17 protein-coding genes and 1 pseudogene are annotated in these 14,701 nt (G+C 53.1%); 8 read left to right on the forward strand and 10 right to left on the reverse strand.

The window, feature by feature from the left end:
* From ACYVHB_RS25565 to ACYVHB_RS25580, 4 genes are all read left to right on the forward strand, one after another.
* Positions 1-707, forward strand: a 707-nt coding sequence (locus ACYVHB_RS25565; RefSeq protein WP_461054662.1) for a sensor histidine kinase, incomplete at its 5' end; no start/stop codon positions are given.
* Entirely contained in the window at positions 704-1,867 is a 1,164-nt protein-coding gene (locus ACYVHB_RS25570; RefSeq protein WP_461054663.1) for a response regulator, read from the forward strand. The genes ACYVHB_RS25565 and ACYVHB_RS25570, both read left to right, overlap by 4 nt.
* A gap of 135 nt (positions 1,868-2,002) precedes the next feature.
* The gene (locus ACYVHB_RS25575; protein WP_461054664.1) at positions 2,003-2,278 is read left to right on the forward strand and encodes a hypothetical protein; all 276 of its coding nucleotides are present in this window, start codon (positions 2,003-2,005) and stop codon (positions 2,276-2,278) included.
* Positions 2,279-2,290: 12 nt separating this feature from the next.
* Positions 2,291-2,467 carry a hypothetical protein gene (locus tag ACYVHB_RS25580; protein WP_461054665.1) on the forward strand — a complete coding sequence of 59 codons (177 nt, stop codon included), beginning with the start codon at positions 2,291-2,293 and terminating at the stop codon, positions 2,465-2,467.
* Between the two features lie 233 nt (positions 2,468-2,700).
* On the opposite strand, the gene ACYVHB_RS25585 is transcribed toward ACYVHB_RS25580, so the two are convergent.
* The 5 genes from ACYVHB_RS25585 to ACYVHB_RS25605 form a co-directional block, all read right to left on the reverse strand.
* On the reverse strand, positions 2,701-2,919 hold the full coding sequence (locus tag ACYVHB_RS25585; protein WP_461054666.1) for a hypothetical protein: 219 nt from the start codon (positions 2,917-2,919) through the stop codon (positions 2,701-2,703).
* A gap of 293 nt (positions 2,920-3,212) precedes the next feature.
* The gene (locus ACYVHB_RS25590) at positions 3,213-3,605 is read right to left on the reverse strand and encodes a pyridoxamine 5'-phosphate oxidase family protein (RefSeq protein WP_461054667.1); all 393 of its coding nucleotides are present in this window, start codon (positions 3,603-3,605) and stop codon (positions 3,213-3,215) included.
* A 236-nt stretch (positions 3,606-3,841) separates the two neighbouring features.
* A complete protein-coding gene (locus ACYVHB_RS25595; RefSeq protein ID WP_461054668.1) occupies positions 3,842-5,068 on the reverse strand; it encodes an FAD-dependent monooxygenase in 1,227 nt (408 codons plus the stop codon).
* Between the two features lie 107 nt (positions 5,069-5,175).
* Positions 5,176-5,775, reverse strand: a complete 600-nt coding sequence (locus ACYVHB_RS25600) for a TetR/AcrR family transcriptional regulator (protein ID WP_461054669.1) — start codon at positions 5,773-5,775, stop codon at positions 5,176-5,178.
* A 394-nt stretch (positions 5,776-6,169) separates the two neighbouring features.
* Positions 6,170-6,793: a TetR/AcrR family transcriptional regulator gene (locus ACYVHB_RS25605; RefSeq protein WP_461054670.1), complete on the reverse strand. Its 624-nt coding sequence runs from the start codon at positions 6,791-6,793 to the stop codon at positions 6,170-6,172.
* A gap of 136 nt (positions 6,794-6,929) precedes the next feature.
* On the opposite strand from ACYVHB_RS25605, the gene ACYVHB_RS25610 reads away from it, so the two are divergent.
* Positions 6,930-7,937, forward strand: a complete 1,008-nt coding sequence (locus ACYVHB_RS25610) for a hypothetical protein (RefSeq protein WP_461054671.1) — start codon at positions 6,930-6,932, stop codon at positions 7,935-7,937.
* Between the two features lie 212 nt (positions 7,938-8,149).
* On the opposite strand, the gene ACYVHB_RS25615 is transcribed toward ACYVHB_RS25610, so the two are convergent.
* The 4 genes and pseudogenes from ACYVHB_RS25615 to ACYVHB_RS25630 all read right to left on the reverse strand — a co-directional run bounded on the left by ACYVHB_RS25615 (position 8,150) and on the right by ACYVHB_RS25630 (position 10,217).
* A complete protein-coding gene (locus tag ACYVHB_RS25615; protein WP_461054672.1) occupies positions 8,150-8,452 on the reverse strand; it encodes a Fic family protein in 303 nt (100 codons plus the stop codon).
* The gene (locus tag ACYVHB_RS25620) at positions 8,449-8,622 is read right to left on the reverse strand and encodes a hypothetical protein (protein WP_461054673.1); all 174 of its coding nucleotides are present in this window, start codon (positions 8,620-8,622) and stop codon (positions 8,449-8,451) included. The genes ACYVHB_RS25615 and ACYVHB_RS25620 overlap by 4 nt, the downstream gene beginning before the upstream one ends.
* A gap of 63 nt (positions 8,623-8,685) precedes the next feature.
* Positions 8,686-9,800, reverse strand: a pseudogene (locus tag ACYVHB_RS25625) (IS3 family transposase).
* Between the two features lie 114 nt (positions 9,801-9,914).
* Positions 9,915-10,217 (reverse strand): hypothetical protein, encoded by a 303-nt coding sequence (locus ACYVHB_RS25630; RefSeq protein ID WP_461054674.1) that lies wholly within the window; start codon positions 10,215-10,217, stop codon positions 9,915-9,917.
* A gap of 283 nt (positions 10,218-10,500) precedes the next feature.
* Between ACYVHB_RS25630 and ACYVHB_RS25635 the strand changes: the two genes are divergently transcribed.
* Complete coding sequence (locus tag ACYVHB_RS25635) at positions 10,501-11,082, forward strand: DUF305 domain-containing protein (protein ID WP_461054675.1); 582 nt, start codon at positions 10,501-10,503, stop codon at positions 11,080-11,082.
* Positions 11,083-11,164: 82 nt separating this feature from the next.
* On the opposite strand, the gene ACYVHB_RS25640 is transcribed toward ACYVHB_RS25635, so the two are convergent.
* Positions 11,165-13,459 carry a heavy metal translocating P-type ATPase gene (locus tag ACYVHB_RS25640; RefSeq protein ID WP_461054676.1) on the reverse strand — a complete coding sequence of 765 codons (2,295 nt, stop codon included), beginning with the start codon at positions 13,457-13,459 and terminating at the stop codon, positions 11,165-11,167.
* Between the two features lie 204 nt (positions 13,460-13,663).
* On the opposite strand from ACYVHB_RS25640, the gene ACYVHB_RS25645 reads away from it, so the two are divergent.
* Both ACYVHB_RS25645 and ACYVHB_RS25650 read left to right on the forward strand, forming a co-directional pair.
* Positions 13,664-14,227, forward strand: a complete 564-nt coding sequence (locus ACYVHB_RS25645; protein ID WP_461054677.1) for a TetR/AcrR family transcriptional regulator — start codon at positions 13,664-13,666, stop codon at positions 14,225-14,227.
* 101 nt (positions 14,228-14,328) lie between these two features.
* Positions 14,329-14,691, forward strand: a complete 363-nt coding sequence (locus ACYVHB_RS25650) for a DsrE family protein (protein ID WP_461054678.1) — start codon at positions 14,329-14,331, stop codon at positions 14,689-14,691.
* The last annotated feature ends 10 nt before the right edge of the window (positions 14,692-14,701 follow it).

Consider the following 14,701-nt stretch of genomic DNA (forward strand, 5'->3'; position numbering starts at 1 on the left):
TTCGGGAGCGCGAACTCAACGAACTAAAGTCCAATTTCGTCACGCTGGCCTCCCACGAGTTTCGCACCCCGATGGGCACGATCCTCTCGTCGGCGTCCCTGATCGGGCGGTACGACGGTCCCGACGACGGCGAAAAGCGGGAACGGCACGTGCAGCGCATTAAATCGGCGGTGCAGGGCCTGACGGGGCTGCTGAACGACTTTCTCTCGCTCAGTCAGATGGAAGAGTCCACCCTGCACGGCCGTCCGCAGCCGCTCCATATCATCACCTTCTGCCAGGAAGTCATCGACGACATGCAGGCCGTAATCAAGCCCCATCAGCGGGTGGTCTATACCCATCGGTCGGGGGAACCGGCTATTTCGCTCGACGGACAGATGCTTAAAAACATCCTGATCAATCTGCTGGTCAACGCCAGTAAATACTCGGCCGATGGCAAAGAAATCGAACTCACGACGCGTGTTGACGGCGATCAACTCTGGCTGACCGTCCGGGACGAGGGGATCGGCATCCCTGACGCGGACAAAGACAAGCTGTTTATCAATTTTTTCCGTGCCCGAAACGTCAATCACGTTTCGGGCACGGGCCTGGGCCTGTATGTGGTCAAGCGCTACGTGGATCTGCTGGGCGGAATGGTTACCTTTACCAGTCAGCTTGATTCGGGCACGGTCTTCACCGTTCAGCTCCCGGTATCCCCACCTATACCATGAAAACCATTCTGGTCATCGAAGACACCCCGGCCATGCGGGAGAACATCGCCGAAATCCTCGAGCTGGCCCCTTACGAAGTTGTGCAGGTGGCCAACGGCAAAGAGGGAATCGAACGGGCCCGCCACCACCGCCCGGATCTGATTCTGTGCGACATCACGATGCCTGAACTCGATGGCTTCGGCGTCTTACATATCCTTCGGAAAGACCCCGCCTTATCGGATGTGCCGTTTATTTTTCTGACGGCGAAAGCGGACCCGACTGATTTCCGGGCTGGGATGAACTTAGGCGCGGACGACTACCTGACCAAGCCCTTCGACGACCTCACCCTGCTGGGTGCGGTAGAGCTACGGCTCAAAAAAGGCGCGGACCGACCGACCGACCCAACCGCGACCACCACCAGCTTAGACAAACTGACGCTGGCCATGCTGGATGAGACCGACGCCCGCCAGTCGCTGTGCGATTTTTATCCAACGACGCAGTATAACCGAAAACACCGGCTATTTACGGCGGGAAGCTGGCCGACAGCCTTGTATTTTATCAACAGTGGCAAAGCCAAACTTTCCAAAATAGACGCTGCGGGCAACGAGTATATCACGGGCCTGATTGGACCCGGCGACTTTGTGGGGTACCTGGCATTGCTGGAAGAAGAGCGCTACGGTGAAACCGCCGAACTGCTGGACGATGCGCTGGTCTGCACCATTCCTAAAGCCGACTTTATGGCCCTGATCTATCACCATCAGGAAGCGGCTAACCAATTTATCCGGATGCTGGCCGGCGACGTCGCCGAACTCCAGGAACGGCTGCTGAAGCTGGCTTATCAGTCGGTACGCAAACGGGTTGCCGAAGCGTTGCTGATGTATCAGCGAAAATTCTATCCGTTACTGCCGGATTCTAAATACTCCGCCGTTACCGTACCGGGGGAAGCCGACGCTTCGAGGTCGGAAGGCCGTACCTCGGATAGCCGCACCTCCGGCGATCCGGCACTTAACACCTCACTAGCGATGACCCTGTCGCGCGAAAACTGGTCGCACTTAGTGGGGGCCTCCACCGAAACGGTCATTCGTATTCTGGGCGATTTACGGGCCGAAGAGCTGATTGAAATCAATGCCAGCCAGATTACCCTGCTCGATATCGACAAACTTACCCGCCTGAAGCGCTGACAGGCTGATGTTGAGCAGGTTCGAACCTGATAAAGATCAGGCCAGCAACTGACGTTTGTCATTCTCTGTTGTAGAAACTGTCATTGTTGAAACGAGCGGGTTGGGTGACCTTTACGGTAACTTCTCAACGTACCAATGATCGCTGACTCCACCAAACCGACCATCAACGATCTTCAGGGCTTTACGTCATTTTATGATCAGTATGCGCCTAAACTGTGGGGTCTTATTCTATCGGCTGATTTAGGGGCATCGGCGTCTAAAACCATTCTGGTCAGGACCTTTATGAACGCCTGGCATCACCCCCACCGGCAAGTTATTGGTGAGCATCAGCTACTCACCTTCCTGTTGAGTTTGGCTTATACGGAAGGTCTGCCCCCCGGAACGCTGAAATCTGTTTTTGGCCGATCATGAAATCCGCTATTTATGGCTTTCTTCTTTGTCAACATCCCTTTTCGGAGTTGGTTAGCCGATAGCGGCTTTGGGAAGATCGGCAAAGGCCTCGGCTTTTTCGCTCAGGGTAAGCAGGATGGCGTATGCTTCGAACAAACGGTCAACGGATTTCAGGACTGGTCACCACCGATTTTGTCCAATGAAAGGTAAACTATTGACGTTTATTGAACTTGTAACTCACTGTCAATGAGTGATTTGTACCAAGATCAACCGTCGATAAAAATCGTCCAGGAAACCCTCCCATTTAGGCCGGAGCTGGCTATGATTGTATCGTCCTAAAATAAGTTGACCGTTGTCTTATCCTGATTTAGGTTGTCAATTTTCACCCAAAGTTGACAACCTAAATCAGGATAAGACAGAGCGTCTATTTATTTATGGATTTGTTAGTCCAAAGGGTCACAGTTCAGGCCAGCCTGCCTCACTAAGCGGACAACTTCTGCTTCGGTGACCCTATCCGTTTCGATCCGTAACACGCAGTCACAATCTTCCATATCGACGTTCCAGCCAGAAACACTGTGCCGTAAATGACCCATTAGACAGGCCGTCCGGTAGAGCCGGTCAAGAGAGTTGATGTTGGTTCGGAAAACAAGAACTTTAGTCATGAGATGTACAGCTGTGTTGTTGGTCAAACATTTTTAATTGAAGAGCACCGCCATTAGTACGTCCTTTTATTGTACAGTCCCGTTTGACCCTGATACTAAGTTGGCTGACGGTATACGACACAATGAGTACCGGTAGGCGGCTCAACTCGGCAAGGACTGATCGGGTGAGCCGTAAAACGAGCGAGTGCCTGCTTATCGGGTAGTTTTGCCTAACCGTAGGGCACCGGTTGGCCGAACATAATGATTGGTTTTCTGTTGTAAGCATTGCTAAAAGCCCTACCCTTTACGCCAAGTTACCGGGGTTCATCGCCTATTTTCTCGCTGCGGCCCGATGTGTCCGGCTGACCGGTAATTACACCTCTCGCTACTATAAACAGCAGCAGCAGTTTGCCACCGGGACGATCCCAGTATTCGTCGGCGTGGGCCTTTACGTTGATAAGGCAGATGCGCGGGTCATCTTTGCCGTTGGGGAACCAGGTTTTCAGCGTGTCGTCCCACAGTTCGTTAATCTTAGCTTTGTCCTTGGTAACTTCGCCACGGCCCGACAGCGAGACGTACGTTTGAGAACTGGGGTTCGAGAAGCCGTGAGCTACGCGGTTATCCTGCCCAATTTCACGCACTTTATTTGAATCATCGTAAGCCGGGAACCACCTGGTACCGTCGGGGGCTATCTCGAGTGTACCCATGAGCCGGATATGCTAATTATCATCCGGCTCATGCGTGGTCATCATGGTGACTTTGATATCCTTGATTTTGTCTTAGAGTTTGTCAATTTCCAACGCGTTCAGCGAGTTGTGTTGATTTTGCATGGAGCAATTGTTTTAGTTGATAAGATTTCACTGCACCATTAACGCGGCACCGAATCGATGTTCATAAAAGCATCTACAATAAGATCATGTACAGCCATGACAAGTCGGGTAGTTCACAAACCAGCTGGTGGGGTACTAAACTCATACTGGGGAAGCTCAATGTCCTCAGGATCACGCATCCCAATCTTCAGGAACAAATCGCGGATGCCAGGCTTTGACAGCACGCTCAGGGCTGCGTGCTGAAGCGCAATACCGAATTTGCTGTGCGGGTACGTCCATAGCTGGTTGAACTTACCCACGCTTTGCCCCTCCTCGACAAACGGTCGCATGATGCGCTCGTAGTTTTGAAACGCTTGCCCGTAATCATCGGTCTTCGCCAGCTCACCGGCTAATACGTAGGCACCAACCACCGCCAGCGTGGTGCCGATGCCGCTGACCGGGGTTGCACACCAGGCTGCATCGCCCGTCAACGCGACGCGACCGTCGGACCAGCGATCCATTTTCACCTGGCGCAACACCTGGAAATAAAGGTCATCGGCTTGCTCAAGACCGGCCAGCACGCGGGGCGCTTCCCAGCCCGCGTCGGCAAACGTCTCCTTGAGCCATGCCTTGGCCTCTTCGTCCGACTTGTTTTCCGACCTGCGGGCTTCGCTTTGGAGGGTCAGGACGGCCCGTGTTGTACCGTGCGAGTCGGGGCGCAGGAAGATGCAGCGACCACCCACCGCGTTGTACCAGCGTGCGTCCGTACCATCACTTTTTCCCCTGGGAATTGTGAAGAACCCCAGCGTCATGTCCATCCAGCGCGGATGGTTCTCCCCCTCGAACACCAGTTCGCGCGTCGACGACCCAACGCCTTCGGCGACCAGCACAAGGTCATAATCTTCTTCTTTGCCGCTTTCTAAGCAAACATGGACCCCATCCGCTTTATTATCCAGTTCTGCGATAGCGTCACCGAAGCGGTAGTCCACGCGGTCGCGCACATGCTCGTACATGATACGCGCCAGATCGCCCCGTAGAATTTCGAATTTGGCAGTTGGGCCTTCCCCCCCAACATCCTCCAGTCTGAACGCAGCGACTAGTTCGCCGTTCTGGTCAACGTAGGTCCAGCCGGTTTCGCCCGTACCGTTCTGATCAACCTCTTTGGCGATACCCATCCGGTCGATGACGGTGCGGGCAATGCCGCGGACGTCGATGCTCTGCCCACCTTCGCGGAACTCCGAGGCCTTTTCAATGACGGTGACGGTAAAGCCTGCTTCGACAAGCCACCACGCGAGCGTATTAGCAGCGATGCTGCCACCGGTAACCAGAACGCGTTTAAGTGGGTTGTGTTGAGTTTTCATAGTACGTTTGCTTTGGGTTTTTAGTAGAAACTTATTTTCTGACATAATGTTAGTCAAATGATTAAGTCGTTTGACTAATTAATCAATAAAAAAATATAAACCGCTGGTTAACTGATAAATAAGTAGCTTATAATCATATCGCTTATTATTTTTTCGTGCTCCAACACGAAGGCATCAAACTCCGCGTCTGTTTGTTTCCACACTTTCACATGCACACTCTTGTTTAGGAAAACGAACTGTGTATTCGCCGATATGATGTTCATTAGGTGAGCCGCGGTGACGGGTCGGGTTAGTCCGGCTTGGTGGGCTTCCTCAAGCTGCTCTTGAAACTGCACCATCGACCGCGCTATACTGGGCACGAATCCGTTGGGGTTACGATGCATCTCGCCCAGTACAAAAAAGCCCAGATCCGGGCTTTGCCGTAACATGCTGAAATCGTAGTCGATCAGGGCCGTGATTTTGTCCTTGAGTGGAATAGATTGGCTGAGAATAGTTGTAATACCCTCGAAGAATAGCTGAAACATGTCTTTAAAAACCAAATCGAACAGCTTTTGCTTGTTGCGAAAGTAGTAGTTGAGTAAGGCTAAGTTGATGCCGGCTTCGGCGGCAATGTCGCGCGTTGTTGTCCCATCAAAACCCTTCTCCAGAAAAACCTTGGTGGCTGCCTGCCTGATTCTCTCCTCCGTTGTCAGTGTGCTCTCCATCATGCTTCATAAAACAATTTCAAAGATAACGGTATAGCATAATTAGTCAAATGATTAAATTATTCGACTAATTGATGCTGTTCAGCAGGGCGTATCTACGAAAGGGGTACGCAGCCGCGTACGGGAAGTAGCTGCACATCGTTATCCTATGCAACCTACGGGTCACACCGAACGGAAGTGTCAAAATCAAGTGGTTGTCGGCCTACAGCATTGCTCCTTTTCCTTCGGGCATAAAATAGAGGCAGTTCGTAAAAGCAGGCGTATGGGTCAATATAAGGTTGGAGCGCTAGCCTGTACGGCCAAATAGGCAGGTAAGCGAACCCATGGGGAATACAACATGCCTACTGGATTTTATCCCCTTGCGTATTCGTTAAGGCATGTTTTCTACCGTATCGTGTTACAGCAGTGGTAACGGCTCGCCAAGTCCGCCTCGGATCAGCGCGGAAAAGGATTCCGCCGCCTCCTGCTCGCTGCACTGACCACCGATCATCAGGATCGAGAGCGCTTCGCCCGCCCCGACCAGCCCCACGCAGCGCCGGTGTAGTACCTCGGCCGGCAGCGTGCTGTGCTGCGCGAGCGCCGATGCGAATAACTGCACATACCCCTCCAGCAGTTCTCGGTGCACCGCGCCCATTTCCTCGCTGCCCGATAGCGCCGCCCCCACGGCATGCCATTCCCCACTCGTATCGGCGGAACAGTGGACATAAGCGCTGGCGAGCACGTGGGCCGTATCCGTCAAGTTGTGGTGGCCACGGCTCAAGGCTTCTCGCAGCGCAGTTGCCTGTTGCTGGTCGAGCGACTTGTAGAGTTCGGACAACAGCCCCGGGCGGGTGCCGAAGTGTTCGTAGGTGATGGGCTTGGAAACGCCAGCACGCGCAGCCAGGTGTCCCAAGGTCAGCCGATCAGCCCCTTCCTCACGGACAATGACCAGGGCTATGTCGAGCAACTGGCGCCGTCGCTCCGCCTTTGAGAGCCGGCCAGAAGCCGTTTTTTGTGATTGTGGTACTGAAGAGTACTTCATAATTCAGCAATCCTTCTTGTAATGCAGGCCATCGATAAACGTTACTCTACGAACTTACCATTCGTAACTTACTTTTGGTAAGTTACGAATGGTAAGTTAATTTTGCCAAAAGTAACCCAAAACAAAAGGTTTCGAAATGTCATTCGCTCCCATTCTTTTGATTGGCGGTTCCGGTATGATCGGTCGCTCGACGGCACGATTTCTGCACGCCACCCATCCCAACGTGCCGCTACTAATCGGCGGCCGCGATCTGGCCAAGGCCGAAGATGTCGCAGCCGAATTCAGCGGTGCGCAGAGCGTGGTGCTGGACCTGTCCGCTGCTGACCTTGGCCTTGGCTCGCGCCCGGTCAGCGCCGTCGCCGTCTTTCCCAAAGACGATAGGATTGCCGGACTCCGTTTCGCCCAGGTACGCGGGGTGCCGCACATCAGCATCTCTGGAGGCATCACCGAGATCGGCCCCGAAGTGGCAGCCTACATCCACAAGCCGACCGCTGCGCCGGTCGTCCTCGGCGCCGAATGGCTTGTGGGCGCCACAACGATCCCCACGCTTGAGTTCGCCAAGGCGTTTCGCCGGGTTGAGAAAATCACCATCGGCGCTTTGCTCGATGAGCAAGATACCGGCGGCCCGGCGACAACCGCCGACCTTGAGCGCTTGACAAAGACCATGTCTGCGGCGCTGACCCTGCGCGATGGTGCTTATATCTGGCGCGAGGGCGACGATGCCAAGGCCACCTTCCGCGCTGTTGACGGCACCGAGATGGAAGCCTCGGCCTTCGCCGCCTATGATATTGTCGGCTTGGCGAGCGCGACTAACGCGCCGAACGTTGAGTTCAATCTCGCCGTTGGCGTCACCTCCACCCGCCGTCGGGGCGAACCGATGTCAACCGAAATCATCATCGAACTGGCGGGCCAGGATCATGGGGGCCGACCGTTCCGCACTCGTCATGCTGTTGTTCATCCGCAGGGGCAAACGCTGCTGACGAGCCTGGGTGTCGCCATGATTCTCGAACAGCTTATCGGACTTGATGGCAATCGGGCGACTCCCGCCGGGCTCTACTTTCCCTATCAACTGCTCGAACCTACCGCCTATTTTGCTCGCCTGAAGCAGATTGGCGGAATCGTCTTAGAGTTGGCAGTGCTGTAATGGGGGAGTAACACCTTCAACTTATCAGCCGACCGTATGCCCTAGAATGGTGTTGACAGCTATTAAACCGATCACGATCAGCTATACCCCTCCCCTACTCAAAACCGTTCAGTTAAACCTCCGATTCCGACCGAGACTGGCCAGGATGTGAATGGGGAGTGAAATTGGCTTTTTATTCCCTGGCTTCGGCCATCCGATTCCAAATTGATTGCTCAATCTGATATATGCTCATAAGGTGGCTGGTCAACGCCTTCGGTTAACAACCGCAGCAACTGACAATGCATAAAACCCACGATGGGAATCGTCGTTTTCTGCTGCCAACTGCTTTCCAGTCTGCCGAGGTAGGCCGGTCGGTTATCGACATAGACTAAACTAAGCGGCAACTGGTGGTAGTGCTGAATGTAGCTCATCAGCAGCCGGGCCAACCGACCATTACCCACCCCGAAAGGATGCAAGGTTAAGAGTTGAAAGTGAGCTGTGAAAGACAGGTCATAAAGTTGCCGAGGTGTTTTCAATTGGGTGATGCGGGTGTTGCCTCTTTGAGCAACTCCGTTAAGGCAGCGGGTAGTTTGTGAGCCGCCACTAACATCCGCCTGCCAGCCCCGGCACTATCAATGCGTAGTTCACCTTTACGGGTATCATAACTACTCAGCAGCGAGTGGATAAGCCCACCTGTCTGGTGCATCAACGTGGCGGCTACCTGTTGAAGTGTCCTTACCCCGTTCGGTGAGCCAGTTGTGACTGGAATTTAAGCCGCCTGTCGGTATTCAACCGGCGTCATAAACTTCAAGGCTTGATGAGGCCGTTCTGTGTTGTATTCCAACAGCCACTCATCTACCACTCGCCGTACCTGCCTGATACTCGTGAAAATGTGAGCATCTAAAACCTCGCGACGAAAGGTCCCATTGAACGGTTCGATGTAGGCATTCTGAGTCGGTTTGCCCGGTTCGATCCAATGTAAGCCGATTTCCCTGTCCGAGCACCAATCCTGCAGTGCTTGACTGATAAACTCAGGCCCATTGTCACTACGTAACCGTTCTGGCTTACCATACTGCTCGACCAGCCGATCTAATAATCGGGTAACCCGCTGAGCTGGCAGTGAATAATCCACCGCACGGGCGGCCCCGTTCGATGCCCAAAGCTTCTCGGTTATAATCGTCAACTACATTCAAGCCGGGCCGCCGGAGCGGTGCGAAACTTACGACCACCGGTTAAGCTATCCGAGGTAAAATCCAGCGACCAGCATTGATTACAAGCCATCGCTTTTGGCAGCGGACGACGCACAGCCTCCGGTAGCCTTTTCTTCGTCTTTCGCCGTAAGCTTAAACCTAAACTTCTATACAAACGTCTGATTCGCTTGTGGTTAACTAACTCTCCCTGCTTGCGCAACCGACGGTAGATCTTCAGTACGCCCCATTGTTTGTGCCGCCGGGCCAATTGCTCGATCCGGCTTGCCAGTACTTTGTCCTTGTCTTTAATGGCTACTGGCTCAGCCATTGCATTGCGGCTAAGGCCCACCCGGACGCGGGACCGCCAACGACAGGCTTTGCGTTGACTAATCTGTTTCTGATTAACCATCCACTTGACCACTATTCGACGCTCGGCGGGCCTCACCACTTTTTTGCCAGGGCTTCCTTGATTATTTCGTTTTGTAAACTTAGCTCAGCATACATCCGCTCGGGCGGCCCCGTTTTTGAGTCGGCGGTTCTCGTCTTCCAACTCTTTAAGGCGCTTCACTTCGGAAACCTGCATGCCGCCGTATTTGGCTCGCCAATTATAAAAAGTAGCCTCGCTAATGCCATGCTCGCGGGTGATGTGGGCGACGGTTTGACCGCTGTCCTGTTGTTTAAGAATCGCCACGATCTGCGATTCTGAGAATCGTCCGCACCGGCGGCCCGGCTGCTTTCATTTCCCTTTCCAATTACCAGTGAAAATTAAGTTTTTTACTCTATTTCTCACTGGCTCACCTTCAAGGGTTCAGGACAGAAGGGCGATCAAGTTGATGGGTTCATGCTGACTGGCCAGTGAGAGTATCTGCTGGAGGGCTTGATGATGGTCGATCATCGCCCATTGATAGGTTAGTGGCTTACCTGGAATCTGAATGCGATTTTGAAGTAGGGCCTGCGTTTGGGGTAGGGTCAGGGAATAACCATCGATTGCCATCGAGTGGTAGGTATGCAGGGTTAAGTCATTAAGCGTGCCCATTTCGATACAGGCCGATACGGTTCGATAGTGGTTGATCAGTTGGGGCAGCGTGGCGTTAGTGGGGATAGCTCTCATCGGCTCAGAAAAAAGCACTTTCTTTCTGTAAGTGTACCAAAAAAATCAGGTAAATGAAAAGCCGCGTTCAGCAGAACTGTACGCGGCTTTTTGATTTGGTTTAGTGTACATACGAAATCACCTAATTGATTGGTCATCAGCCCACCCCTGAAGGGACTTCTAAGTTGTAGCTCCTTTGTCATAATGATGCCCATAAATTCTATAAGTCCAAGTGAAAATCTTGTAAAAACCCTACTCAAGTGCGCCGGGTTTTACCTGTGAATAAAACTGTTTACTCGACATCATGAAAAGCAACGTATTTGTCAATACTGCACTAAGTGCCGTTCTTTTTTTTACTCAATCCTCGCTGGCTCAAGAGTCAGCCAGCAACGCCATGATGAAATCCATGCAGTCGGCGATGACTCAAATGATGAATATGAAAATGAGTGGCGACCCCGATCATAATTTTGCTTCAATGATGAAGCTGCACCATCAGGGTGCTGTGTATATGGCCGATCTGGAAATCAAACAGGGTGCAAACGCCAAAACGAAGGCATTAGCTTCGACCATTAAGGCGACAAATCAGAAGGAGATTAAGGCACTCGATCAATTTTTAAGCAGCCACAAACCGATGTCGACTTCGGCGAAGATGGACCCGGAGGCCATGAAAGCTATGCACGCGGGCAGCCACTCGATGAACGGAAAAACTGACCATGACTTTGCCAGCATGATGGCGCAGCATCATCAGCAAGCCGTGGAGATGTCGCGGGCTTTTTTGAAGAAAGGCAAGACCCAACCGATGAAAACGATGGCCAGCGCTATCATCAAACAGCAAACCAAGGAAATCGCCGAATTGAAGAGACTCGAAGCCAGCTTGAAAGGGTAATTAAACGAGCACAACCGCCCGTTCACGATCAATCGTGAACGGGCGGTTGTGCTCGTTTGGGGTTGTTAAACTGCCTTAACCCCTAAGACAACGTAGCCGCCCGCAGCCGCAGACTATTCATTACGACCGACACCGAGCTAAGAGCCATCGCTGCCCCGGCAATCATTGGGTTCAGCATGAAACCGTTAATTGGATACAGCAATCCGGCTGCAATCGGAATGCCGATGAGGTTATAGATGAATGCCCAGAACAAATTCTGACGGATGGTCTGTACCGTCTTTTTCGAGAGTTGCAGGGCCTTTGGAACGCTGTTGAGGTCGGAAGTGATGAGCGTCATCTTGGCTACGTCCATCGCAATGTCGGAGCCGCGCCCCATGGCAATGCTCACGTCGGCTTGCGCCAGCGCCTGTGAGTCGTTGATACCATCGCCGATCATGGCCACCACCTTGCCTTGTGTCTGAAGCTCCTTGACAAATTCGGCTTTGTCGGCGGGCAGGGCCTCGGCCCGGAAGTCACTTAGGCCAACAGCTTTGGCAACGGCCCCCGCCGTTTGTATGTTATCGCCGGTCATCATATACACGGCAATCCCACGTTTTCTCAGTGTATGAATGGCTTCGCGGGAAGTCTCTTTCACCGGGTCGGCGATGGCCAGCACCGCCAGAATACGGGTCTGATCGGCGAAATAGACCACTGTTTTGGCTTCCTCTTGCCAGGCTGTTGCCAACTTCTGAATGGCAGGGTCAGCCGTGAGTGTGCCGTTCAGAAGTTGCGGTTCGGCCAGTAGCCGGGCGTTGCCCACAATATAAGTCTCGCCATGATAGCGACCCGAAACGCCCCGCCCCGTCAGGCTCTCGAACCCGTCAATCGCCACTCCGCTGATGCCATCGGTTCTCAGCCGCTCGATCACTGCGTCGGCCAGCGGGTGTTCAGACTGTGCTTCCAGCGCGTACAGCACCGGCGATAGATTGGCTATCTCATCTGCGCTTACCTGCCAGGCCACGTCCGTGACGGTTGGTTTACCTTCGGTAATGGTGCCGGTTTTGTCCAGCACAACCGCATTGACCTTGTACCCCAATTCTAAACTTTCAGCATCTTTGATAAGGATGTTGTTATCGGCTCCCTTACCGATGCCGACCATAATGGCGGTGGGTGTGGCCAGCCCTAATGCACAGGGGCAGGCAATTACCAGCACGGTAACGGAGGTCAGCAGGGCGTGAGTAAGGGCGTTCTCCCCACCGAATAACATCCAGACCCCGAACGTCAGCAGGGCGATGCCGATGACGACTGGCACGAAAATTCCAGCGATTTTGTCCACTAATTTCTGCACCGGGGCTTTGCTGCCCTGGGCTTCCTGTACCATGCGGATGATCTGCGCCAGCACAGTTTCCCCGCCTACCTTTTGTGCCGTGAAACGGAACGCTCCTTTCTGATTGATTGTGCCCGCAAAGACTGATCCGCCCGTTCGTTTGGCAACCGGAATAGCTTCGCCCGAAATCATGCTTTCGTCCACGAACGATTCACCCGACTCAACTTCGCCATCCACCGGAATCTTCTCACCCGGCCGCACGACGATGACCTGACCCACCCGTACCTGAGCAATGGGGAATTCACGTTCGACACCATCCTCGACGATACGTACCGTCTTCGGTTGCAGCCCCATCAACTTTTTGAGGGCCGACGAAGTGTTCGATTTAGCCCGTTCTTCGAGGAGTTTGCCCAGCGAAATAAAGGCGATCACGACCGCTGCCGCTTCAAAATATACGTGCGCGTGTAGTCCCCGGCTGTGCCAAAACTGAGGATAAAATGTATTGAAGGCACTGAATAGGAAGGCGATGCCCGTAGACAGAGCCACCAGCGTGTCCATGTTGGCCTTACCATGACGAGCCTGTTTCCAGGCGTTTATGAAGTACGACCGGCCCAGCCAGAACACCACCGGAGCCGACAAAGCCATCATTAGGTAATTAGCCCCGATCATATCCATGAAGAACATTCCAATCACGACCACTGGAATGGATAGGACACCCGCCCAGAGAGTCCGTATTTTCAATGACTCATAGTGACGCTGCTGCGCTTCCTGTTGCACCTGCTGCGGATCGTCAACATCGACCACTAAGTCGTAGCCAACCGATTGCAGGGCCTGTTGCATCCCGGCCGGGGTAATAGTTTTAGGGTCGTACTCGACGGTAGCCGACTGGTTGGCGTAGTTCACAACCGCTTTGGCAACACCGGGTGTGTTGTTTAACATCGACTCGACACTAACGGCGCAGGCCGCACAGGTCATTTCTAAAACCGGAAAGGATTGGCGGGTCAGCTTCGTACCAGGCCGGGCACTAACCGTGGGTTCCCTGGTTTGGTCAGTTTTATCAGTTGTAATCATCGTTCTGCGGATTTATACCACGAAGGTCGAAAGTCAGAACGACCGTTTCGTTACACAAAAGCAGACCCGGCTTGCAAGATTACCAATCGAATCCTAACGGAAATCGCGCCTACTTTTCATCACTCATCAGGCTAATCGCTTAGAAAATTAAATACGGACAAACTTTTTTACCGAACGTTCGGTTTAAAAATAAAGTGCTTAAAAATGGCTTTGGTAAAAGTTACGGATGATGTGGTGATTGACCAGTTGCTGACGGTGTTCCGGTCAGTGGGTTACGATGGGGCTACGATGACCGAGCTGGCGCAGGCAACGGGCTTGCAGAAGGCCAGTCTGTACCACCGTTTTCCCGATGGCAAACAGGCGATGGCCCAGGCCGTGCTAAATTACATCGACCAGTCGAGTCAGACCGATATTGTCGCCGTACTGCTCCAAACGGCTTTGCCCCCTGCCGAGCGACTCAGAAAGGCGCTGGCTTTCATTAACACACTGTATGATGGCGGGCAGTTGAGTTGTGTGTTGCGGGCGTTGTCGCTGGGGTCAGCGGCTGAAACGTTCCGGGAGCAGATTGCCGGGGTTTTCAATGGCTGGATCGAAGGCTTTACCAAACTCGCGCTCGACTTCGGCAAGACCGAAATAGAGGCTGGGCAACTTGCCCGGAGCGTCATCATCCGGGTGCAGGGCGTACTGATTCTGTCCCGGACGTTGCAACAACCCAATCTGTTTGGCCAAACGCTGGCCGAGATCGAAACCGATTTCTTATCTCAATAATTAGCCGACTCTTCAGTTCTGCCTTTCTTGTTGTCAAAATATTTACCGAACGTTCGGTAAAATTAAGTAAATCAAGTTTCACCAAATTAATGTTTACTGCCATGAAAACGGCCCTTGTTATTCTCTCCGATCCCAAAGCGGGAACCGACGATTCAAACGGCAAACTCTTCAACGCCCTGGCTGCCGCCTACGATTTCAAACAGGCCGGTCAAGAAGTATCCATCCTCTTTCAGGGGGCCGGTACGCGCTGGCCCGAAGCCCTCAAAAATCCCGATAACCCCTTCCACGCGCTATTCAACGCCGTTGAGGACAAGGTTCAGGGCGTTTCCTGCGGTTGCGCCGATGCATTTGGGGCCAATCCGTCGGGCTACGATCTGGTAACGACCAACGCCGTGCCAGGCACGACGGGCCTGCCCAGTTTCGTCAAACTGCAACAGGACGGCTACCACATTATCACGTTCTGATGAGCAGTCA

It is taken from the genome of Spirosoma arcticum, assembly GCF_054779955.1.

Excerpts from the sequence above, each read along its gene's own strand:
- ACYVHB_RS25605 (WP_461054670.1), bottom strand. The coding sequence starts at position 6,793 with ATGAAGTACTCTTCAGTACCACAATCACAAAAAACGGCTTCTGGCCGG.
- ACYVHB_RS25575 (WP_461054664.1), top strand. The coding sequence starts at position 2,003 with ATGATCGCTGACTCCACCAAACCGACCATCAACGATCTTCAGGGCTTT.
- ACYVHB_RS25595 (WP_461054668.1), bottom strand. The coding sequence starts at position 5,068 with ATGAAAACTCAACACAACCCACTTAAACGCGTTCTGGTTACCGGTGGC.
- ACYVHB_RS25635 (WP_461054675.1), top strand. The coding sequence starts at position 10,501 with ATGAAAAGCAACGTATTTGTCAATACTGCACTAAGTGCCGTTCTTTTT.
- ACYVHB_RS25650 (WP_461054678.1), top strand. The coding sequence starts at position 14,329 with ATGAAAACGGCCCTTGTTATTCTCTCCGATCCCAAAGCGGGAACCGAC.
- ACYVHB_RS25600 (WP_461054669.1), bottom strand. The coding sequence starts at position 5,775 with ATGATGGAGAGCACACTGACAACGGAGGAGAGAATCAGGCAGGCAGCC.
- ACYVHB_RS25630 (WP_461054674.1), bottom strand. The coding sequence starts at position 10,217 with ATGAGAGCTATCCCCACTAACGCCACGCTGCCCCAACTGATCAACCAC.
- ACYVHB_RS25585 (WP_461054666.1), bottom strand. The coding sequence starts at position 2,919 with ATGACTAAAGTTCTTGTTTTCCGAACCAACATCAACTCTCTTGACCGG.
- ACYVHB_RS25570 (WP_461054663.1), top strand. The coding sequence starts at position 704 with ATGAAAACCATTCTGGTCATCGAAGACACCCCGGCCATGCGGGAGAAC.
- ACYVHB_RS25645 (WP_461054677.1), top strand. The coding sequence starts at position 13,664 with ATGGCTTTGGTAAAAGTTACGGATGATGTGGTGATTGACCAGTTGCTG.
- ACYVHB_RS25620 (WP_461054673.1), bottom strand. The coding sequence starts at position 8,622 with ATGCACCAGACAGGTGGGCTTATCCACTCGCTGCTGAGTAGTTATGAT.
- ACYVHB_RS25610 (WP_461054671.1), top strand. The coding sequence starts at position 6,930 with ATGTCATTCGCTCCCATTCTTTTGATTGGCGGTTCCGGTATGATCGGT.
- ACYVHB_RS25590 (WP_461054667.1), bottom strand. The coding sequence starts at position 3,605 with ATGGGTACACTCGAGATAGCCCCCGACGGTACCAGGTGGTTCCCGGCT.
- ACYVHB_RS25580 (WP_461054665.1), top strand. The coding sequence starts at position 2,291 with ATGGCTTTCTTCTTTGTCAACATCCCTTTTCGGAGTTGGTTAGCCGAT.
- ACYVHB_RS25640 (WP_461054676.1), bottom strand. The coding sequence starts at position 13,459 with ATGATTACAACTGATAAAACTGACCAAACCAGGGAACCCACGGTTAGT.